This is a genomic window from Clostridium polyendosporum, assembly GCF_018332455.1.
Lineage (GTDB): Bacteria > Bacillota > Clostridia > Clostridiales > Clostridiaceae > Clostridium_AY > Clostridium_AY polyendosporum.
Window position 1 is genome coordinate 1 of record NZ_BOPZ01000014.1, and the last position, 22,705, is coordinate 22,705.

Annotated in this window: 17 protein-coding genes, 1 tRNA gene and 1 riboswitch; of the genes, 13 read left to right on the forward strand and 5 right to left on the reverse strand. The window is 30.5% G+C overall.

Going from position 1 to position 22,705, the window contains the following annotated elements:
* Positions 1-571 precede the first annotated feature (571 nt).
* The 6 genes from recD2 to prfB all read left to right on the forward strand — a co-directional run bounded on the left by recD2 (position 572) and on the right by prfB (position 9,754).
* Positions 572-2,806, forward strand: coding sequence for an SF1B family DNA helicase RecD2 (gene recD2 / locus CPJCM30710_RS09105; RefSeq protein ID WP_212903865.1), 2,235 nt, complete (start codon positions 572-574; stop codon positions 2,804-2,806).
* Positions 2,807-2,818: 12 nt separating this feature from the next.
* Positions 2,819-3,844 (forward strand): hypothetical protein, encoded by a 1,026-nt coding sequence (locus CPJCM30710_RS09110; RefSeq protein ID WP_212903866.1) that lies wholly within the window; start codon positions 2,819-2,821, stop codon positions 3,842-3,844.
* 8 nt (positions 3,845-3,852) lie between these two features.
* Positions 3,853-4,494, forward strand: coding sequence for a ComF family protein (locus CPJCM30710_RS09115; RefSeq protein WP_212903867.1), 642 nt, complete (start codon positions 3,853-3,855; stop codon positions 4,492-4,494).
* Positions 4,495-5,060: 566 nt separating this feature from the next.
* Positions 5,061-5,597 (forward strand): ribosome hibernation-promoting factor, HPF/YfiA family, encoded by a 537-nt coding sequence (gene hpf, locus CPJCM30710_RS09120; protein WP_212903868.1) that lies wholly within the window; start codon positions 5,061-5,063, stop codon positions 5,595-5,597.
* Between the two features lie 253 nt (positions 5,598-5,850).
* Positions 5,851-8,364 (forward strand): preprotein translocase subunit SecA, encoded by a 2,514-nt coding sequence (gene secA, locus CPJCM30710_RS09125; protein ID WP_212903869.1) that lies wholly within the window; start codon positions 5,851-5,853, stop codon positions 8,362-8,364.
* A 285-nt stretch (positions 8,365-8,649) separates the two neighbouring features.
* Positions 8,650-9,754 (forward strand): peptide chain release factor 2 gene (prfB, locus tag CPJCM30710_RS09130; RefSeq protein WP_212903870.1). Its coding sequence is split into 2 segments (ribosomal slippage): positions 8,650-8,727 and positions 8,729-9,754, totalling 1,104 coding nucleotides; the frame shifts between segments, so codons are not numbered across the junction.
* Between the two features lie 125 nt (positions 9,755-9,879).
* On the opposite strand, the gene CPJCM30710_RS09135 is transcribed toward prfB, so the two are convergent.
* A complete protein-coding gene (locus CPJCM30710_RS09135) occupies positions 9,880-11,223 on the reverse strand; it encodes a M28 family metallopeptidase (RefSeq protein ID WP_212903871.1) in 1,344 nt (447 codons plus the stop codon).
* Between the two features lie 153 nt (positions 11,224-11,376).
* Between CPJCM30710_RS09135 and CPJCM30710_RS09140 the strand changes: the two genes are divergently transcribed.
* From CPJCM30710_RS09140 to CPJCM30710_RS09155, 4 genes are all read left to right on the forward strand, one after another.
* A complete protein-coding gene (locus tag CPJCM30710_RS09140) occupies positions 11,377-13,542 on the forward strand; it encodes a Tex family protein (RefSeq protein WP_212903872.1) in 2,166 nt (721 codons plus the stop codon).
* Between the two features lie 59 nt (positions 13,543-13,601).
* Positions 13,602-13,717, forward strand: a riboswitch (FMN riboswitch).
* Between the two features lie 119 nt (positions 13,718-13,836).
* Positions 13,837-14,436, forward strand: a complete 600-nt coding sequence (locus CPJCM30710_RS09145) for an ECF transporter S component (protein WP_246503506.1) — start codon at positions 13,837-13,839, stop codon at positions 14,434-14,436.
* Positions 14,437-14,795: 359 nt separating this feature from the next.
* Complete coding sequence (locus tag CPJCM30710_RS09150) at positions 14,796-16,472, forward strand: 2-oxoacid:acceptor oxidoreductase subunit alpha (RefSeq protein WP_212903873.1); 1,677 nt, start codon at positions 14,796-14,798, stop codon at positions 16,470-16,472.
* Entirely contained in the window at positions 16,472-17,335 is an 864-nt protein-coding gene (locus tag CPJCM30710_RS09155) for a 2-oxoacid:ferredoxin oxidoreductase subunit beta (RefSeq protein WP_212903874.1), read from the forward strand. Before CPJCM30710_RS09150 ends, CPJCM30710_RS09155 begins: the two co-directional genes overlap by 1 nt.
* 101 nt (positions 17,336-17,436) lie before the next feature.
* Here the strand turns inward: CPJCM30710_RS09155 and rimI are convergent, their stop codons facing one another.
* From rimI to tsaE, 3 genes are read right to left on the reverse strand one after another with little or no spacing between them, the layout of a single operon-like run.
* Positions 17,437-17,880, reverse strand: coding sequence for a ribosomal protein S18-alanine N-acetyltransferase (gene rimI / locus CPJCM30710_RS09160; protein WP_212903875.1), 444 nt, complete (start codon positions 17,878-17,880; stop codon positions 17,437-17,439).
* Positions 17,880-18,584, reverse strand: coding sequence for a tRNA (adenosine(37)-N6)-threonylcarbamoyltransferase complex dimerization subunit type 1 TsaB (gene tsaB, locus CPJCM30710_RS09165; protein ID WP_212903876.1), 705 nt, complete (start codon positions 18,582-18,584; stop codon positions 17,880-17,882). Before tsaB ends, rimI begins: the two co-directional genes overlap by 1 nt.
* Positions 18,581-19,042, reverse strand: a complete 462-nt coding sequence (gene tsaE / locus CPJCM30710_RS09170; protein WP_212903877.1) for a tRNA (adenosine(37)-N6)-threonylcarbamoyltransferase complex ATPase subunit type 1 TsaE — start codon at positions 19,040-19,042, stop codon at positions 18,581-18,583. The genes tsaB and tsaE overlap by 4 nt, the downstream gene beginning before the upstream one ends.
* A 383-nt stretch (positions 19,043-19,425) precedes the next feature.
* Between tsaE and CPJCM30710_RS09175 the strand changes: the two genes are divergently transcribed.
* The 3 genes from CPJCM30710_RS09175 (at position 19,426) to CPJCM30710_RS09185 (ending at position 21,302) form a co-directional block, all read left to right on the forward strand.
* On the forward strand, positions 19,426-20,352 hold the full coding sequence (locus CPJCM30710_RS09175; protein ID WP_212903878.1) for a metal ABC transporter substrate-binding protein: 927 nt from the start codon (positions 19,426-19,428) through the stop codon (positions 20,350-20,352).
* Positions 20,353-20,672: 320 nt separating this feature from the next.
* Positions 20,673-20,748: transfer RNA gene (locus CPJCM30710_RS09180), tRNA-Trp, on the forward strand.
* A 113-nt stretch (positions 20,749-20,861) separates the two neighbouring features.
* A complete protein-coding gene (locus tag CPJCM30710_RS09185; RefSeq protein WP_212903879.1) occupies positions 20,862-21,302 on the forward strand; it encodes a hypothetical protein in 441 nt (146 codons plus the stop codon).
* Between the two features lie 97 nt (positions 21,303-21,399).
* On the opposite strand, the gene CPJCM30710_RS09190 is transcribed toward CPJCM30710_RS09185, so the two are convergent.
* Positions 21,400-22,467, reverse strand: coding sequence for an NAD(P)H-dependent flavin oxidoreductase (locus tag CPJCM30710_RS09190; protein ID WP_212903880.1), 1,068 nt, complete (start codon positions 22,465-22,467; stop codon positions 21,400-21,402).
* Positions 22,468-22,705 lie beyond the last annotated feature (238 nt).

The following is a 22,705-nucleotide window of genomic DNA, read 5'->3' on the forward strand; positions in this document are numbered from 1 at the left end:
TCTTTTCTTTCTCGTATCATTTGAATAACTCCTATGAAATAAAATTCTATACTTTTAATTTTACTTCATAATTCAGTAAAAACAAAGACTGCTGACACTTTGTCAGCAGTCTGGAAAAAAGTGGTTGTTATACAACCACTTTTTTTCTTGTCATTTCACGAAGTGAAATTTGACTAAAATTATGTTTACATAGTTTTATTTTGTATAAATAATTTTTCCATCTACTAAAACAAGTTTTATATTAATATCTTCATCAAATAATATAATATCTGTATCATATCCTTCCTTTTCACAAAGTGGAATTTAATTTTAAATTAGTAGTTTGATGCCTGCTCAGATTTAATTTCTGAAATGCATTAGTGATAAACTTATATATATTTAATAATGCTAAAGTTTAAATAATAGATAAATAGGTTTCTAAGTAAATAGAGTGTTTAAAGGATGTTAGCTTAATATTGTTATGGACTTACTTTTTTATATTAGGGCCAGTGAAATTGTTCATAAAGCAATTTAAATTATTGATACTGTGGTATAATTTAAATAGAATACAGAAGAACTTAGGAGCGATATTATGGAAGTAATAACAGGTATAGTGGAGAGTATCGTTTTTCGCAATGATGATAATGGATATATAGTAATTAAACTTAGGATTGAAAATAGTTTAATCACTGCAGTAGGAGTAATACCATATATTGCAGAAGCTCAGCACTTAAAGCTTACTGGAAACTGGGTGCTTCATTCACAATTTGGAAGGCAGTTCAAAATAGAAGAATGCGAAGAAATACTTCCCAATACATTAGAAGGAATAGAGAAGTACCTATCTTCTGGTCTTATATATGGTATAGGGCCTGTAACTGCAAAAAAAATAATTAGTAAGTTTGGTGAAGAAACTTTAGAAATAATGGATAATAATATTGATAGATTGAGAGAAATTGAGGGGATTGGGGAAAAGAAGTTAAAACTTATCATAGATTCGTATGTTTCTCAAAGAGAACTAAAGAATATTATGATTTTCTTTCAATCTAATGGTGTAACTGCAAATCAATGTATAAAGATTTATAAGCGTTTTGGATGTAATTCAATAAATATCGTTAAAGAAAATCCGTATATTTTATGTGAAGAGATTAATGGCATAGGTTTTAAGACATCAGATAAGATTGCTCGGTCATTAGGAATAGAATCAGATTCACCTTTTAGAATTCAAAGCGGGTTAAAATACGTTATTAATGATTTTTGTGCTAATGGTAATACATATATGCCTAAACACCTTCTTATAAAAGAAGCTGCTGAAGTATTAACAGTAGAAATAGAGAAAATAGAGAAAAATATTTATGACTCTACAATAGAAGGGAAAATACATATAGAGAATATTAATGGAATAGAAGCAATATTTACACTTCCTTATTATTATTGTGAACTTGGAATAACCAATAGGATATTAACTTTAGCAATTAGTAATTTCCAAAACCTTAATATAGATTTAGAATTTGAGATAAAAAGTTTTGAAGAAAAGAATGGAATTACTTTTGCTCCATCTCAAAAGGAAGCCATTATAGGAGCTTTTACTAATGGAATTGAGATAATAACAGGAGGACCAGGAACAGGAAAGACTACTATAATAAAATGTATAATACATATCTTTGAACAATGCGGTCTTAGAGTTATATTAGGCGCTCCTACGGGAAGAGCGGCTAAAAGAATGGGGGAATCTACAGGTAGAGAGGCAAAAACTATTCATAGAATGCTGGAGATGGCTGTAGGAGATGATGAAGATGCCTCGATTTTTTCAAGAAATGAATCCTCTCCTCTTGAAGCTGATGTTGTAATTATTGATGAAGCCTCGATGATTGATGTTATGCTTATGAACAATCTTTTAAAAGCAATAAAAGTAGGAACAAGACTTATAATAGTAGGAGATGTGGATCAGTTACCTTCAGTAGGACCAGGGAATGTATTGTCTGATTTAATTGAAAGTAAATTTACTAAAGTAGTAAGACTTAAGGAAATTTTTAGACAGGGAAAAGAAAGTCTTATAGTTGTAAATGCACATAGAATAAATGAAGGTGAAATGCCAATTCTAAATGAAAAAGGTAAAGATTTTTATTTTATTAAAGAAGAAGGAATGGATGAGTTACTTATTACTATAATAGAGCTTATTAATACAAGACTTCCAAAGTTTAATTCTCATTGGGATAAATTAAAACATATTCAAATTATAGCTCCTATGAAAAAAGGAGTATTGGGTATAACTAATTTAAATATGAAGCTTCAGGAAATATTAAATCCAAAGGATGAACGAAAAAAAGAGAAGCAAATGAAAGAAATGGTATTTAGGGTTGGTGATAAGGTTATGCAAACAAAAAATAACTATTCACTAAAATGGACTAGAATTGATAGTCTTGGAGAAAATGAAGGTATAGGAGTATATAATGGAGATATGGGGTTTATTGAGAGCATAGATGAGGAAAACAAAACTTTAACAGTAATATTTGATGAGGAGAGAAAAGTTATATATGATTATATCTATTTAGATGAGTTAGATTTAGCTTATGCCATAACTATACATAAAAGTCAGGGAAGTGAATTTCCAGTTATAATAATGCCCTCATATATGGGATCACCTTTTCTTATGAATAGAAATTTATTATATACAGGCATAACCAGAGCTAAAGAAATGGTGGTAGTAGCTGGAGGGATAAAGGCTTTAAAGTATATGGTTAATAATACTAAAAGTAATGAAAGATATTCATCTTTAAAGTGGAGAATAAAAGATATTATATCTGATGAAGCTTTTATAAATCAATAAGTGGGGGGGCTAATGGTAAATATCGAAATGGATAAAATATGCTTAGAGTTTAATTATGCTGTTAATGAGATTAATAGATGGTACGAGAAAGAAGACTGTAAGATTTTTAATATAATAACAATACCTTATAATACATCAAGAATCTTTAGAGAGTTAATAACTTTGTTAGTTAGCAGTGAAAAAAAGGTGCTTTATATTTCAAATGACGAAAAGGCAAACGAAGATTTAATTAAATACTTAAGAAATGTCCTTGGATTTAAAATATATTCTATACTAAGGAATGGAAAAAGAAGCTCCGAGAATTTTTTGCATTTCACAACCTTTGATAACATAAGATTTATAAATGATAACTATGAACTTATAATATACGATGATATTAGTGCTTTCTCAAAACAAACTAAACTTGAGATTCAAAATTCATTAGATTATCTTTATAAAAAAACAAGAAAATTATTAGTTTATTCTATTGAACGTATTTTTAATAATTGTCCTATATTGGAAATAGGGAACTGTTGTATTTGTAGACCATTTGTAGAACCTAGAATAATTACTACAAGAGTTAATTTAAATCAAGATATTCCATACTTATTGTATGATTATTTAAAATGGTTTAGAAAGAATAATAGAAAAGTTATAATTCATACTCCTGATAAGGAAAAGTCTGAAAGTATATATGCATATTTCAATGATGTTCTTAATATAGCATCAAGTATAAAGTTAATATTATTTTCTAACGATGATAAAAAGAGAATTAATGAGCTTTTAGCAATCAAGGATAAGCCTGTTATGGTAATAACTGATATTATGGGAGAGGTTTTTGAAGAAATAGATGATATAGATATAATTGTATATTTTGCAGATCATAAGATTTTTGATTACAAAAAGTTTATTTATATGTGTGGAAAGGTAGGTAAAAATAAAGGGTTGCCAGGTGAAGTGCTATTGTTCTCAAATGAGATTTCTCAAAATATGGAGATGGCAAAGGATTTGGCAAGAGTCTTTAATAAGTTTTCATGGGAAAAAGGATTATTGAGGTAATAAGTTACTTGGTAAATTGTTTACTAGAGCTTATTTACCCTCATAAAGAAAGTTGCTTATGTTGTGAAGAGGATATATCTAGTTTTTTACTTTGTAAAAAATGTATAGAAACAATAAGTTTTATTAAAGAACCTTATGCCATTGAAGAAATTAATGACATTAAAGTATATAGTGCGGCATATTACTCAGGAATAATAAAGAAGCTTATAATAAGATTTAAATATAAGAATGATTTTTATAGTGGAGAAGCAATTTCATCTGTTTTGCTTGAGTTAATTAAAAGTAGAGAATTAACAGGAGATTTAATAACTTATGTTCCAATTTCTAAGAGTTCCCTTAAAAAAAGAGGCTTCAATCAATGTGAGGTTATATCAAAGTTTATAAGTAATGAGATTAATATACCTTATTATGGAGTGCTGGAAAGGGTAAAGGAAGTTAATGAACAAAAAAGATTACATATTGAAGATAGAAAGACGAATATGATAGGAGTTTTTAAGGTTAATAGAGATAATGTTATTGATAATAAAAGAATTATTTTAATTGATGATGTATTAACCACTGGAGCTACAGTGCTTTCGTGCTATAAAGAATTAATGAAATCTGGAGCTAAAGAAGTAATTATCTTGACTGTTTCAAAAAGTAATATATAATAGATATAGTAAGGTTAGGTTTGTGGTTGAAAGTCGATGCCAGTCGCAGGCAAAACGATCCACGTAAGTTAAATAAAATGTTTAATGAGCATGGTGCGGCTTAGAGGTAAGTCCTGCCAGTGAAAAACTGAGAGGGTTAGTAGTGAGAGGGTAATTCTGGGTAGCAAAAGCTCCAGCAGGCGAGTGTGGGGTCAAAGACCAGGTCAACTAGCTTTATTTAAAGTTATTAGTCAACAGACTGATAACTTTTTTGTTTTTTATGCACAAATTTTATGCAAACTATGCGGAAGAAATTTAATCAAAATTCTTTGTATAGCGACATGTATAACGTACATCTTTTCACTGATATAGAACACTTAAGGGAAGTTTGTTGAAAAATAGTAAAAAAATGTATAAAACTTTGATAAATAGAGAATGAGAGATGTTACTTATAATAAATTAAATTAATTTTCAGTAAATTCAATTAATTAGGCTTGTTATTATTTTAAAAAGTGTGTAAAATTATATTAACAAAACAAATAATTCAAGGAGTTATTAGAACTTGAATGGGGAGAGGGGCTGACCGTATGAAAGTTACAGTATTAGCTAAAAACATAGAATTAACACAAGCGTTGAAAGAAACAGTAGAGAGAAAGATATCTAAATTAGATAAATATTTCAACCCTAATGTAGAAGCTAAAGCAACCTTAAGTGTACAAAAAAATAGACAGAGAATAGAAGTTATGATACCTTTTAATGGTGTTTTGCTAAGGGGTGAAGAAGTAACAGAGGATATGTACAAGTCAATCGACCTAGTTGAAGAAAAACTTGAAAGACAAATAAGAAAGCAAAAAACTAAGTTATCAAGAAAGTATAATAATAGTAATTCAGTGAGATATATAAATTTTGATAGTTTTGATTCAATAGAGCAAGAGGATGAATCAAAGATAGTTAAAACTAAAAAGTTTGGTGTAAAACCTATGCATTCTGAAGAAGCTTTGCTTCAGATGGAGCTTTTAGGACATAACTTTTTTGTTTATCGTGATGCTGATTCTAATCATGTAAATGTTGTTTATAAAAGAAAAGATGGTCAATATGGTCTTATAGAAACAGAAAATGAATAGTAGAATAGAAATAAAATAAGTTAATTATAATAATAACCTCCAGGATACCTGGAGGTTTGTAATTTGTTACCATTTAAAAAAATGCAACTTGACTAAAGTTGAACAGGCTTGATGTCTGTTCAATTTATTTTGTATAAATGTGCTTCAAAGTGTTAAACTTATAGTATTACTGAACCAAATTATTGAAAAAATATTATTATAAGTGATATAATTTAGTAAGTTATAAAATAAACAGAATTGTGAGGATAAAAAAATGGGTTTATTGGATAAGGTCTTTGGAACTTATAGTGAGAGAGAAGTTAAACGAATTATTCCATTAGTGGATAAAATAGAAGCATTAGATCAAGAAATAAAATCTCTTTCAGATGAACAATTAAGAGCTAAAACTGAAGAGTTTAAAGAAAGATACAGAAAAGGTGAGAGTTTAGATAAAATATTACCAGAAGCTTTTGCTGTAGTAAGAGAAGCAGCATATAGGGTACTTGGGATGAAACACTATAGAGAGCAACTTATAGGTGGTATAGTTCTTCATCAAGGAAGAATATCTGAAATGAAGACAGGTGAAGGTAAAACATTAGTTGCAACACTTCCAGCCTATCTTAATGCAATATCTGGTAAAGGCGTGCATGTTATTACTGTAAATGACTACCTTGCAAGAAGAGATAAAGAATGGATGGGACAGGTATATGAGTTCCTGGGGCTTACTACTGGGGTTATACTTCATGAACTAGATAATAATCAGAGAAGAGAAGCTTATGCAGCAGATATTACTTATGGAACAAATAATGAGTTTGGTTTTGACTACTTAAGAGACAATATGGTTATTTATAAGGAAGAAAAAGTTCAAAGAGAGCTTAACTTTGCAATTGTTGACGAAGTTGACTCTATTCTTATAGATGAAGCTAGAACTCCACTTATAATTTCAGGTGCAGGAGAAAAGTCAACAGACTTTTATAAGATAGCTGACTTCTTTGTAAAAAGACTAATAAAAGAAAAACATTTTACAATTGATGAAAAAGCTAATGCTGTAATGCTTACAGAAGATGGTATAAAAGAAGCAGAAAAGGCTTTTGATGTTGAGAACTATGCAGATGCTGAAAATATGGAACTTCAGCACTATATAACTCAAGCATTAAAAGCTAACTATGCAATGAAGAGAGATAAGGACTACATGGTCAAAGATGGTGAAGTTATTATTGTAGATGAGTTTACAGGAAGACTTATGGAAGGTAGAAGGTACTCAGATGGACTTCATCAGGCTATAGAAGCTAAGGAAGGAGTTAAGGTTGAAAGAGAGTCAAAGACATTAGCAACAATAACATTCCAAAATTATTTTAGAATGTATAAAAAGCTTTCAGGTATGACTGGTACAGCTTTAACAGAAGAAAATGAGTTTAGAGAGATATATGGTCTAGATGTTATAGTAGTACCAACTCATAGATCAGTTCAGAGAATAGATCATCCAGATGTAATTTATAAAACTGAAAAAGGTAAGTTCAATGCCATAGTTAATGATATAGTAGAAACGTATACTGCTGGCCAACCAGTATTAGTAGGGACAACAAGTATAGAAAAATCAGAACTTGTTTCTGATATGCTTAAAAAGAGAGGGATTCCTCACCAAGTACTAAATGCAAAATATCATGAGCAAGAAGCGGAAATAGTATCTCATGCTGGTGGAAAAGCCATGGTAACAATAGCAACAAATATGGCTGGTAGAGGTACAGATATTAAACTTGGAGACGGTGTAAAAGAGATTGGTGGATTAAAGATAATAGGAACTGAAAGACATGAATCAAGAAGAATAGATAACCAGCTAAGAGGGCGTTCAGGTCGTCAAGGAGATCCAGGTTCATCAAGATTCTATATATCACTTCAAGATGATCTTATGAGAATTTTTGGTTCAGAAAGATTACAAGGAATAGTAGAAAAACTTGGACTAGAAGAAGATGATGCTATAGAGAGTAAAATGGTTACAAAGTCTATTGAAAATGCTCAAAAAAAGGTTGAAGGTAATAACTTTGATATAAGAAAGACATTACTTGGATATGATGATGTAATGAATAAGCAAAGAGAAGTAATTTACAAACAGAGGGCGTTAGTTCTTGAAGGAGAAAACCTTAAAGAGCAGGTTTATGACATGATAAAGGATGTAATTTATGGGGCAGTAGATTCACATATATCAGGCATAGAAGATACTTTTGAAGATGAATTAAAGGCACTTATAAATTATTTAGAAGATATTTATTTACCTCATGGAGCTATTCAAGTAAATGATTTAGCTGTATTATCTAATGATGAAATAAAGGAAAAGTTATTTAACACGGCTAAGGAGATGTACTCTTCTAAGGAGAGTGTATTTGGTAGTGAGCAAATACGTGAAATTGAAAGAGTAATTCTTTTAAGAGTTGTCGATACAAAGTGGATGGACCATATAGATAATATGGATCATTTAAAGCAAGGTATAGGATTAAGAGCATATAAGCAGCAAGATCCAGTTCAAGCATACCAATTTGAAGGTAGTGCAATGTTTGATGAAATGATTGAAAATATAAAAATTGATACTGTTAAGTTTTTATTACATGTACAAATTGAGCATGCACCAGAAAGAGAAAGAGTAGTTAAGGAAGCAGCAGTAAGTAGTGGAGATGATTCTTCTGAGAAAAAACAACCTATAAAGAAGAACCATAAGAATAAGAGAAATGATCCATGTCCATGTGGTAGTGGAAAGAAGTTTAAGAATTGTTGTGGAAGAGAAGTAGTATAATGAACTAACAATTATGGTTGGAATTTAGCTTTGCTAAATTCCTTCATGTGCTGTCATTTCATGAAGTGAAATCTGACTCAATCTATAGATACACAACTTTATAACTGAATTTATAATTCATGAAAAAGCATTGCATGTCGAGGCTATTTTCATGAATTTTTTCATGATTGAAGTTGTTTATCTTTAGTGGGTTCCATGCATTGTCAGAGTTATTTTTTGTTGTAAATTCATTTTAGCATAGTTATACTATAAGTTAGACTTTAAAATAATTTAGGGGTGATTGGTATGATGTTAGAGCTTGAGAATCAACTTTCAAAGCTTAAAGAAATTAGAAACACTTTAAAAGAAATGGGGGCTTCACTTTGACATTTCTGGATTAGAAAAGCGTAATTTAGAATTAGAGCATAAGATGCAAGAACCTAATCTTTGGGATGATATAAATAAAGCTCAAGAGATTACTCAGGAGTCAAAGAGAATAAAGGATAAAATAGATAGATTCAATACCGTTGTATCGAGAGTTGATGATGTTGAAACTCTTTCAGAACTTATTGAAGAAGATGATGAGGAAACTGCAAGAGAAATTATAAAAGAAATTAAGAGTATTAATGACGAGATTGAGGTCTTTAGGATAGAAATACTTCTTTCAGCTGAATACGATAGAAATGATGTTATACTTACCCTGCATACTGGCGTAGGCGGAACAGATGCTAATGATTGGACCGAAATGTTGTTAAGAATGTATACACGTTGGTGCGAAAAAAAGGGTTATAAGGTTGAAACTTTAGACTATCTTCCAGGTGATGAAGCAGGGGTTAAGAGCGTTACATTAAGAGTTAAGGGTGAATTTGCTTATGGATATTTAAAAGCAGAGAAAGGAATACATAGATTAGTTAGAATTTCACCGTTTAACGCTAATGGAAAAAGACAAACTTCTTTTACATCAGTAGAAGTGCTACCGGAGCTTACTCAAGAGCAGGACATAGATATTAATCCAGCAGATTTAAAAATAGATACTTATAGGGCTGGGGGAGCTGGTGGACAGCATGTAAATAAAACTGAATCGGCGATAAGAATAACACATATACCTACTGGAATTGTGGTACAATGTCAAAATGAAAGAAGTCAATTTTCTAATAGGGATACTGCAATGGGAATGCTTAAGGCTAAATTAATTGAACTTAAGGAAAGATCACATAAGGAAAAAATTGAAGATTTAACTGGTGAACTTAAGGATATAGGATGGGGAAGTCAAATAAGATCCTATGTATTCCATCCATATTCTTTAGTTAAGGATCATAGAACTGGAACAGAAACTTCTAATGTACAGGGTGTTATGGACGGAGAGTTAGATGCTTTTATTATATCTTTTCTTAATAGAGAAACAAAATAGTTAAATAAATAAAAGTAGCCTATATTCTAAATTACTTAGTAATTTAGAATATAGGCTTTCAACTTTATTTAAACAATATTTTTAAGATATCTTAATTTATGTTTACTAATTCTTTAACATTAAGTCTATTCTACTTTCTTAATATTTATGAATAGCAGTGAGAAAAAAAATATACAAGATAATACCCCAGATGACAAAAGGATTCTTTTACTATAAATAAACATAGGTGAATAGGTATAAGCATAAGAAGATATTTCACTCCATACTACTTTATATGCTCTATCTATAGCAGATTTACTTATAAATTCAGCTTTATCATCAGGAGTGTGTATCCTAGAAAAATCTGCATCACATAAAGATATTGCATCTATACCTTGATTTATGAAACTAGCATGGTCAGATGCATCTTCAAATTCAATTAAATAATCTACTGAAGTTTTTTTGCAGTAATTCTGAATATCTGATAAAAGAACACTTCTAGGTGCATTTTTTCCACTCATAATTGTTAGAGGTATTGCATTGTTACTACCAATCATATCAAAATTTATTGCTTTTCCACCTAGTAAATAAGAAGCATTGTCATCCACAAAGGCTTTGGAGCCCAAAAGACCAAATTCCTCAGCATTAAAGGCTGCTATAATTATATCCCTATCTGGAGGTAATATTGATGAAAGGTAACGAGCTAATTCTAGTAAGAAAGCAGTGCCTGAAGCATTGTCTAAAGCTCCACTATAAATATTACCTGATAGATCCTCACCTAAATGGTCAAAATGGCAGGATAGTACTAGTGGAGGAAGTTTAGAATTTACACCTTTTATTACTCCTATAACATTATAAATATTAGTTTTTTGAACTTCATAAGGAATAAAACACTTTATAGAGTAACCTTTTTTACTATAAGTTATTAAATCGTCATATACTTTTGGAGTTATCAAAATAGGCATATCAGAGCGATAATCAGAGATGAAGGAGCTTCTAAACTTAAAGTTGTCATTAGCTATTATAAATCTGAAGCTTTTACTATCTTGTATAATATCTATGCCACCAGCATAAATTCTAATCTCATCTTTTGGAGTAGTTTGAAGGTTGTTAGTACGGAAATTTAAAAAGCTATCTTTGAAATCTTTGCCATATTCATATTCTTTAACTATTTTTCCACTTTTATTTAATATTTCAAGCATGGGACTTCCGTTAATTTGAATAGGAGCATATACTTGGAAAGGATCTAAATAATCTTGTTTTTGCGGAGAAACATTAATTTTTTTAAAGTAATTTTTTATGTACTCACTAACAATTCTGTTTTCAAGAGTACCGGCAAGTCTTCCTTTAAATCTATCGGAAGAAAGATATTTGATGTTTTTAATTACATTTGTATCATCAAATGATTTTAGTGATATAGAAAAAATAAAGGATAAGTTGAAGATTAGTACTGTAATAACTAATAAAAAGGTTAATAATTGTTTTCTCATCTTTTACTCCTAACAATTGTTATATTAAATTTTATGAATATAATAAGAAGGATATTCAAAAGTTGCATGGAAATAATTAGTTTAACTAGCCTTGAATTAATTAATAATACTACTATAATTATATTTATGTATTTTAAGCATCAGGAGGGAAGTATGAATAATATTATTGAGGTTTTGGAGAGAGAACTTAATATAAAAAGTTATCAAGTAGAGAATGTAATAAAGCTTTTAGATGAAGGTAATACCGTTCCATTTATTGCGAGATATAGAAAAGAACAAACTGGTGGATTATCTGATGAAGTTTTAAGAAAACTGTTTGAAAGGCTTACATATTTAAGGAATCTTCAGCAAAGAAAAGAAGATGTTATTAGACTAATAGAAGATCAAGGAAATTTAACAGATGAACTAAAAGATCAGATTATAAAGTGTGAAACACTAACGGAAATTGAAGATATTTATCGACCATTTAAGCCTAAAAAAAGAACGAGAGCTACTATTGCTATAGAAAAGGGACTTAAGCCTTTAGCAGACTTAATAATATCTGGAGAGTTTAAAGGTGATATAGAAGAGAAAGCTAGGGAATTTATAAATGAAGAAAAGGAAGTAAAAACAATAGAAGAGATTCTTCAAGGAGCAATGGATATTATAAGTGAAATGATATCTGATGAAGCGGTATATAGAAAATGGATAAGAGATTTTGTGCAAAGAGATGGGTTGATTGAAACTAAAGGTTCAAGTAAAGAAACTACACCATATGAAATGTACTATGATTATAAGGAATCAGTAAGAACTATACCTTCTCATAGAATACTTGCCATTAATAGAGGAGAAAAAGAAAAGGTACTTTCAGTTAAGATTACTGTACCTGAAGATAAAATACTAACCTATTTAAATAACAGATGTTTAAAGGATAATAATATAACAGATAGGTATGTACAAGAATGTGTTAAGGATTCCTTAAAGAGATTAATTTACCCTTCAATTGAAAGAGAGATAAGAAATGATCTAACAGATAAAGGTGAGCAGGGAGCTATAGAAATATTCAAAGCTAATTTGAAGGCTCTTTTAATGCAATCACCTATAAAAGGTAAGGTTGTTATGGGGTTTGATCCAGGATTTAGAACAGGATGTAAGGTAGCAGTATTAGATGATACAGGAAAATTTTTAGAGAAGGTTACAGTATTCCCTACATTACCTAAAAATGATGTTGAAGGAACAATTAAAGTATTAAAGGAGCTTATTTATAAATATAATGTAGATGTAATTTCCTTAGGAAATGGTACTGCATCAAGAGAATCAGAGGAAGTAATTTCAAAAATGATTTCTGAGATAAAGAGGGAAAGTAGCAAGGAAGTATATTATGTTATAGTTTCTGAGGCGGGAGCTTCAGTTTATTCTGCTTCTGAGTTAGCTGCGAAAGAATATCCAGATTTAGATGTAACCATAAGAGGAGCTATTTCTATAGGAAGAAGACTTCAAGATCCATTAGCTGAGCTTGTTAAGATAGATCCAAAGTCTATAGGGGTAGGGCAGTATCAGCATGATGTCGCACAAAAAAAGCTAGATGAGTCTCTTAAAGGAGTAGTGGAGGATTGTGTTAACAGTGTAGGGGTAGATTTGAATGTAGCAACACCATCCCTTCTTAGTTATGTTTCAGGAATAAATTCAGCATTGGCTCAAAATATAGTAATTTATAGAGAAGAAAATGGAAAGTTTAAGAATAGAAAGGAGCTTCTCAAGGTTAAGAGGTTAGGGCAAAAAGCATTTGAACAATGTGCAGGGTTCTTAAGAGTTATGGAAAGTGATGAACCACTAGACAATACTTCAGTTCATCCAGAATCCTATGTAGCTGCAGGAGCTCTAATGAAGAAGCTTAAATACACTGGTGATGATTTAAGAAAAGGAAAAATTCAGGATATAGATGAAAAAATAAAGGCTGTAGGGCTTAAGAATTTAGCGAAAGAACTTGCGGTTGGAGAACCAACTTTAGTTGACATTATCAAAGAAATTAAGAAGCCAGGAAGAGATCCTAGGGAAGAGTTGCCAAAACCTATATTTAAGTCAGGTGTAATAGAACTAAAGGATCTAAAACCAAGCATGATATTAATGGGAACAGTAAGAAATGTTTCTGATTTTGGAGCATTTGTAGATATAGGAGTTCATCAAGATGGTTTAGTTCATAAGAGTCAGATGGCAGACAGATTTGTAAGGCATCCTTTAGATGTGGTTAAGGTAGGAGATATTATAGAAGTAAGAATTCTTGAGGTTGATGAGAAGAGAAAGAGAATATCTCTTTCAATGAAGAAAGATGTTAAATAAATACAAACGTTATTGTCAAGATATAAACAAACATATATAATGGTACTATAATTAAATAGAATTATCTTCAGGGCGGGGTGTAATTCCCCACCGGCGGTATAGCCCGCGAGCCTTATAGGCATGATTCGGTGAAACTCCGAAGTCGACAGTAAAGTCTGGATGGAAGAAGGTAAAGCATTAGAATTATTCTGTATTTACGCCCTGATGATTATTATCATCAGGGTTTTTATAATTTATTAAATATAATTTTAATACTAAGCTCCAGGAGATAAAAAAATTTTAGGAGGGGTTAACTTGAAACAATCATTAGTAAGAAGATCAAGTATTAATACACAAATCAAAATAGCACTTTTAGGTGCAATTTCATTTATCTTAATGTACTTCGATTTTCCACTACCGTTTTTTCCAACATTCTTAAAAATTGACTTAAGTGATATACCTGCTTTGATTGGTACTTTTGCATTAGGACCTGTAGCGGGAATTATAATAGAATTTATTAAGAATTTACTTTATACATTAATAAAAGGTTCTGCTTCAGGTTTTATAGGTGAATTTGCTAACTTTTCAATCGGAGCTGTATGGATGATTGTAGCAGGCGTGATTTATAAGCAAAACAAATCTAGAAAAAATGCAGTAATTGCTTTAGCAGCAGGTTTTGTAGCTATGTCAGTATTTGCTTCGTTATTAAACTACTTTTTATTAATTCCAATGTACTCAAGACTTTTTCACATGAACTTTGGAAATATATCAGTTCTGATAGCTACAGCAATACTTCCATTTAACTTAATTAAGGGTGGAATAGTTTCACTTGGTACTTTAGCATTATATAAAAAGATGTCTCCATTAATTCATAGGGAAGCTCTTATAGAAAGTAGGGAAGAGATTTCTAGATAATAAACTTAAGGGTATAAGGTTATCTTATAGTTTTTTAAAAGGGAAATATATTAAATTCATTCTATGAATAAATAGTTGTAGTTTCTATCTAATAATAGAGGAAGATGTAACTCGGCCAAAAAGGAGTTTGTGGCTGAGTTACATTTTTTTATGAAATTTTTTCAGTATTTTTTTTAAAAATGAATAATAAGATAAAAAAGAATAGGAAGGCTAGAAACAAGAAAATAACTATTTTAAAAGAAAAATGATATTTATTATTAGGAGATGATTGCTATTAAATAGGGATTGTTTATAAAATTAGTTGATAGGTGGGTTTGGGCGAAGAGTTATCAGTATTTTATTTAAATGAGGTGTTTAAATTGAAATATAATATTTTAATTGGTGGTAGTGCTGGTCAAGGTATGGATACGGTCGGTAATTTTATTGAAACAGCTATTAAGAATAGTGGATTTTATGTTTTTTCCAACAAAGACTATATGTCAAGAGTGAGAGGTGGACATAATTTCATACAAATTCGTTTTGGTGATGAGCAAATTCTTTCACATGATAATCAGATAGATTTAATGCTTGCACTAGACAGTGATACAGTTGAGATCCATAAGGAAAGCCTTAAGGACAATGGAATTATAATCGTTGATGAAAGCATAAAAGCTGAAGAAAAAAGATTAATAAGCTTTCCTTTGATTAGAAAGGCAAAGGAGATAGGGCTTTCAAAAGCATTTACTTTCGTAGCTGCTGGTGTAGTCTTAAAGTATTTTGGTATAGGTGGAGAATTTGAGAAATTATTAGAAAAAAAGTTTCCACAAGTTCTAAAGGATAAAAATATACAAGCTATTAAAATGGGATATAATCTCATTGAAAGCAAGTATAGTTTAGTAAGCAAAAATATGAGTGATCATATCTTAATAAATGGAAATACTGCTATAGCATTGGGTGCTTTAGCTGGAGGTCTTTCATTCTATTCAGGATATCCAATGACACCAGCGACAAGTATTATGACATATCTTTCTAAAAAACAAGTAGAAGCTGGAATTGTTGTTGAGCAGGTTGAAGATGAGATAAGTGCGATAAATATGGCTATTGGAGCATCATATGCAGGGGCAAGAGCTATGACAGGATCATCTGGAGGAGGGTTTGCCTTGATGGTTGAAGCTTTAGGACTTGCAGGTATAACTGAAATACCGTTGGTAGTTGTAGATTCTCAAAGACCAGGTCCAGCTACAGGGCTTCCAACCAGAACTGAACAAAGTGATTTAAGCTTTATATTAACAGCATCACATGGAGAGTTCCCTAGGATTGTTATGAGTATTAGGAATGCTGAAGATGCATTTTATAAAACATTTAAAGCATTGAATTTAGCAGATAAATATCAAACGGTAGTATTGTTACTAACAGATCAGTATATCGCAGATTCAAATGCAACAATACTAAAGTATGATCTAAACTCACTAAAAATTGAAAGGTATATATCTAGTGGCGAGCACTTGCAGAGTGGAGAGGAATATAGAAGATACCAAATTACTGAAAGTGGGATATCACCAAGGTTAATTCCAGGAAAAGTAAAAGGACAAATTGTTTTGATTGATAGTGATGAGCATACAGAGTATTCTCATATTACAGAAAGTTCGCAGGTAAGAAATGAGCAAATGGAGAAGAGAATGAAGAAGTTAAATTCTATAAAAAATGAATTAGAAGAGCCTGAGTATTTTGGAGATGAGAAAATAGATATTCTTCTTGTAGGATGGGGTTCAACCTATGGTGCTTTTAAAGAAGCAATTGAATTATTAAATAAAGACGGAGTTAAGGTGGGAGCACTTAGTTATGGAGACTTGTTACCATTGCCTGATAGGAAGTTAAGAAAATATAGAGATATAGCTAGAAAAGTAATAAATGTTGAACAAAATTTTACAGGTCAGCTTGGTAAGCTTATTACACAAGAAACAGGTATTCTAATGGATTCGAGTATTTTAAAGTATGATGGAAGACAATTAACAGCTGAAGAAATATATAGAAGAGTAAAAAAGGTGGTGGATTAATGTTAGAATTAAAATTATATAATTCAAAAGATGAAAATGCATGGTGTCCTGGATGTGGGAATTTCTCGATACTTGATGCTATAAAGAAGGTTGTGGCTGAGCTCGAAATACTACCTGAAAACTTAGTTATGGTTTCAGGTATTGGTCAAGCAGCAAAAACACCTCATTATATTAAAGCTAATGGTTTCAATGGACTTCATGGAAGAGCTTTACCACCAGCTCAGGCTATTAAAATAGCAAATCATGAATTGAAGGTAATAGTAACATCTGGCGAGGGGGATACTTATGGAGAAGGCGGGAATCATTTTCTCCATAATATAAGAAGAAATATTGATATGGTACACCTTGTGCATGACAATCAGATATATGGTCTTACAAAAGGGCAGGGGTCACCTACAACTTCAAAGGGGCAAATAACATCTATGCAGTTTGATGGAGTGATTGTTGAGCCACTAAATCCAATTGCACTCGCAATTACATTAGGTGCTACTTTCGTTGCTAGAGCTTTTTCTGGTGATAATGGGCATCTTGTTAAGATGATAAAAGCAGCAATGAATCATAAGGGATATGCGTTAATAGATATTTTGCAGCCTTGTATTAGCTTTAATAAGGTTAATACATTTAAATGGTATAAAGATAGGGTTTATTATTTGGGTGAAAATTACAACTCTTATGATAAGTTTGAGGCATATAAAAAAGCTCAAGAATTTGGAGATGAGGGGATTCCACTTGGAATCATTTATAAGGAAGATGGGAGAGACACATATCATGATTTACACCCATCATTAAGAAGAGGGGCTGTTTTGGTTGATAGGAAATGGGAACCAAAGGATACTGAAAAATTTATAAGTGAATTTATATAATAAAATTGAATAGGCATTGAACCTATTCAATTTTAGTCAAATTTCACTTAGGGACATAACAGCAAATAAGAAATCGCGACTTAAAGTCGTGATTTCTTAGCTTAAACCCACCTTTTCCACATTATAACAGCATCTTCCTTGTTATCTTCATAGTATTTATGTCGTACACCTTCTTTTATGAAACCATATTTTTTATAGAGATTTTGTGCAGCAATGTTTGAAATTCGAACTTCTAAGGTCATTGCCTTAACACACTTTTCATTACATATATTTATCATTGAATTAAGTATTGTATTACCGATACCTTGTCCTCTATAATCAGGATGAACTGCTATATTAGTTATGTGGCCTTCATCAATTATTATCCACATTCCACCATAACCGATTACTCTTTCATCAACTTTTGCAACAACATATGTGGCAAAATTGTTTCGTAGCTCATTTTGAAAAGAGTTTTTAGTCCACGGGATAGCAAAAGATAATCTACTTATATCTAATACATCATCAAGACAGCTTTCATCCATAGGAATTATTTTAATATCCATTATTCCAGCCCCATTTTTTTATCATATTCTCTTTCAGCTTGTGATTTTCTTAAATATAAAGGAGCTGATATATTGATGTTATCTGATATTCCCTTGGAAAATTGTTTTACTCCAAGTTCTCCTAAAGAAGAAGCTCTTGTATAATTTAAATGATAAGGAGCAAAGGTTGCATTCTGAAGATGAGAATTCAAATAATCTCTATGTTTTTCTGTACCATCTCCAACAAATATTACTTTTTCGCCTTGTTTCTTTATTATATCTATAAGCTCATCTAAAGAGATGACCATATATTCTGTAAGAGGTTTAAGATTATCTTCTTCATTTTTATAAATACAGGTATATACATTATTTCTTAATGCATCCATGATTGGACAAATAATACCTTCAAAAGGAAATACATTATAGGCAAGACCATCAAGGTTTGAAATAGATATACATGGTTTATTACTACCAAGGCTAAGTCCTTTTATGGTAGCCATTCCTATTCGTAATCCGGTGAATGAACCGGGACCCTTTGATATAACAAATCCATCAATATCTCCAAGTGAAAGCTCATTATATTTTAATAGAGAGTCAATCATTGGCATTAAAAGAATAGAGTGTTGTTTTTTATGGTTTAATGTTATTTCACCTAAAATACTCTCTTCAGACACTAGTGCTACAGTAGCTGCACTTGAAGATGAATCTACACTAAGTACTATCATAGTTTAATCTCCTTTATATAATCATATCTTTTACCATAATATTTGATGGTAACCTTTCTGATATTTTCACCTAGATCAGGCATTTTAGTAATGTTTATATGTACATAGTTATCAGGTATCAGCTCTTCTATATAGTTAGCCCATTCAATGATGCTTATTCCATCACTAAATATATATTCATCAAAACCTATTGCATATATTTCATCAGGGTCATTTACTCTATATACATCAAAATGATAGAGAGTATGTCTTCCACTATGATACTCATTAACTATATTAAAGGTAGGACTAGTAATATGCTCTTTTACACCTAACCCCTTGGCAATCCCCTTGGTTATATGTGTTTTTCCAGTACCTAAGTTCCCTGTTAAACAAAATATATCTCCACCTTGGGCAAGTGAACCTATCTTCTCTCCAAGTTCAAGAGTTTTATCAACACTATCAACTAAAAACTCCATGGAAAACTCCTTTCAAAATAAAATACTCCAATACTTCCTTTATTATTCTATCCAAAAATTTATAAAAAGAAAAGGTAATCATAGGATTACCTAAGTAGATTTTTAAAACTTTTAAGCGTTTTATTACATGGAAAGCTATATTTAATAATTCTATCTAAGTATATTAAATAGATTTTTTATTGGCATTTTGGTAAAATTTATCGTAATGGAGAGTGTGAGGAATATTTTATAAATAAAAATATTTATATTTAGTATCTTTGAAGGAAAATACCGTAGTATTATTGAATATTTTTACAATAATGTTATATATAACATTAAGTTAATGTTTGAAATAATATTTATTTAGTTATAAAATAATAAGTATGTAAAGAGAGGTGGAAAAGGTGAAAAAGTTTAATATGAAGAAATTCACTTTTTTGTTAATAATGGTCAATGTATTTTTTTTTATTGCCCTAAGTGTGTACTCTACACCTAAAGCAGCTAATTCAGATAATAATAAAATAGAAGAGAGAGATACCTATCTCAATATAATAGTAACGAATAAATTGATTTTTTCAATGACTAAAGAGATAGTTAAGAATAAGCATAATATAGAGTATATGTTTAAAAATGAGGATGAAGCACAAAAATTTACTTTTTCTCAGGATTCTCTAGATAATATTTCATCAATGGATTTTTTTCTTTATATGGGGTCAGGTGCTGAACCGTGGATTAATGACTTTATTAATGGATTAAAAAAGGGAAAAGTAGGTGTAATTAATTTATCTAGAGGAACTAGAACCTTAAATTATTCTAAACCTAAGGTTATAAATAATAATGAAGTAAAAGTTAATCCCTACTATTGGTTAAGTCCAGATGATTATAAAATTTCTCTATATAATATAAAGAGTGCAATTCAAGATAGAGATCCTAAAAATAGAGAATACTATGAAGATAATTATGAAGTTTTAATTCAAAAAATAGATAAGGAAGTAGAAGGATTAAAACAAGAGCAGAAAATATTGAATGAGTATAATATTTATCTTTTAGGTGATAATTTAGAGTATCTCATGAAGTCTTTAGGAATAGAATATTCAAAAATACCATTAGGGGAAGAGCCTCAAGAATACATAAAGACTTTTGGTGAGTTAAAGGGGTCTAAAAAACTTATAATTTATGACGATATTAAAGCTATGGAAGACATTAAAAAATATGTAGTAGGATTAAATGTAAAAGAGTTAAATATAAAGATACCAAATTATTCTGATGACTATTTAAGTTATATTAACAACATTAAGGAACAGCTTAAGGCTCTAGATAGTAGCAAATAATTAGAGTATATTCAACTTATATATCCTTAGAAAAAGCAGTGCATATCGAGTATATTATCACGAATTGTTTAAGGAGTGAAGTTGTGTATTTATGTTAGGCTCGATGCCTATTAAATTTTATTTCTCTTAATATTAGACTTAATCATGATTGTACCACTATAAGGAACAATCATGATTTTTTTACTGTATAGAAAATTATAAAATCGTCAAGTTATGGATAACTTATAACACAATCCACGGAGTGGACTTTTTACAACAGAAAAAATTAATAAAACTATTGCATTTTGTAATAAAATATTATATAATCTTTTTTGTAGCGAAGGGGTATAGCTCAATTGGTAGAGTAGCGGTCTCCAAAACCGTTGGTTCCGGGTTCAAGTCCTCGTGCCCCTGCCATAAAAAAGCTTTAGCATATTAATATGCTAAAGCTTTTTTATTTTAAATAAGTAACAAAATAATAATAATTACATATACTTTTATAGTGTAGGAAATTTTATATGGAGGAATATATGTATTATTGTTATTGCCCTTTGCAAAGTATGAAAACAACGGATGATGGTTTGGAGATGATGTATCCAAAGATTTACCATAAAGTATATCCAATGGTGATGTCTTATTGTGATTCCATGGAGAAGAAGTATGGTCCCATGTATAGACCAAGTAAGGAAGAATTAAAAAAGATTTCTGATGATATGTATGAAAAAATGAAAGATTACTTAGATGATTGTATTGATGACGATGATACTGATGATGACGATGATTGTAATAGATATGAATACGATAGATTCGCAGATAACGAGTATAATACAAGGCAGCGTCGTTATGGAAGAAGAAGGGCTGTAAGAGATTTATTTAGCATATTACTACTTAGTCAGTTATTCGGTAGAAGACCATATCCATATTATTCATACTATCCACAATATCCACAATATCCATACTATGGATATTAATTAGGTTAGTATAAGAAGTTTTAATAATAAATATACTTTTATAATCCATCTCCTAAAAATTATAGAGGGTGACATTAGGTCACCCTCTATAATAATCTTATACTGATAATATTTCTTTTTCTAATTCTTCCATAAGCTCTTTAACAGTAACTATTTTATTAAGCCTATATGCATTTTCTCCACAAAAAATTAACCCCTCATCTACGTTTCCACTAACAGCGTTAATTAGTGCTTGAGTAATGCAATAAGGTGTTGTTTGAGGGTTGCACGGAGTTAAGCAGCGATAACATTTTGTTACCTTCATGCCCTCTAAGTTTACTTTTTGAACAAACTTATTATTTATAGCACGACCTGGCATTCCTACTGGACTTTTAACTATTTTTATGCTTTCTTTATTACTATTTATATAGGCATTTTTAAAATTAATATGTGCATCACATTCTTCGGTAGTTACAAATCTTGTAGCCATTTGAACTCCGCCAGCACCAAGTTTTAAGTATTTAGCAATATCATATCCATCAAAAACTCCTCCAGCAGCAATTACTGGAATAGATTTATTATATTTTTCTTCATAAGACTTAACTACGTTTACAATGTCTACTATAGTTTTATCAAAATCAATATCATCTCTTTCTAGGTCTTCCTTTACGAATCCAAGATGACCTCCAGCCTTAGGTCCTTCAACTATAATTGCATCAGGTGAAACTTGATGATGTTTATCCCACATTCTAAGAATTACATTCGCAGCTTTTAATGAAGATACAATTGGAGCAATCTTTACATTAAAACCTTTAGTTAGTTTTGGTAGATTAGTAGGAAGACCAGCACCAGATATTATTAGGTCAATGCCTGCTTCTATGGCTGCCTTTACATTCTCATCATAATATTTCATTGCTACCATTAGGTTAAGTCCAATTATTCCATCAGGTGCTTTTTCTTTTGCAATTTTAATATGTTTTTTTAATGCTCTTAAGTTAGCTTGAAGAGTATTTACTTCGAAGTCTTCCTCAGTATATCCTATTTGAGCTCCTGATATAACTCCTATTCCGCCTGCATTTGCAACAGCAGAAGCTAGATTTGAGGAAGATACTCCTACGCCCATACCACCTTGTATTATTGGCAACCTTGCTACCAAGTTTCCGATCTTTAATGGTTTGATTTCCACGAAAAACAACTCCTTTTGATTTAGAACACTTTAATTGTAAATATTTTGACTATAAAAGTATTTTATAGTTAATTATAGATTATTATTTAGTTTTTCACAAGTTATTTTAAACTGCTATACATTAATATAGCTAGAATATATTAACAAAATGTACATATTTTTTTACCTATATAAGTAATTATTATAAAAATATGAAAATTAATAGAGAAATTTTGTGTTGCATTACTTCATAATGTAT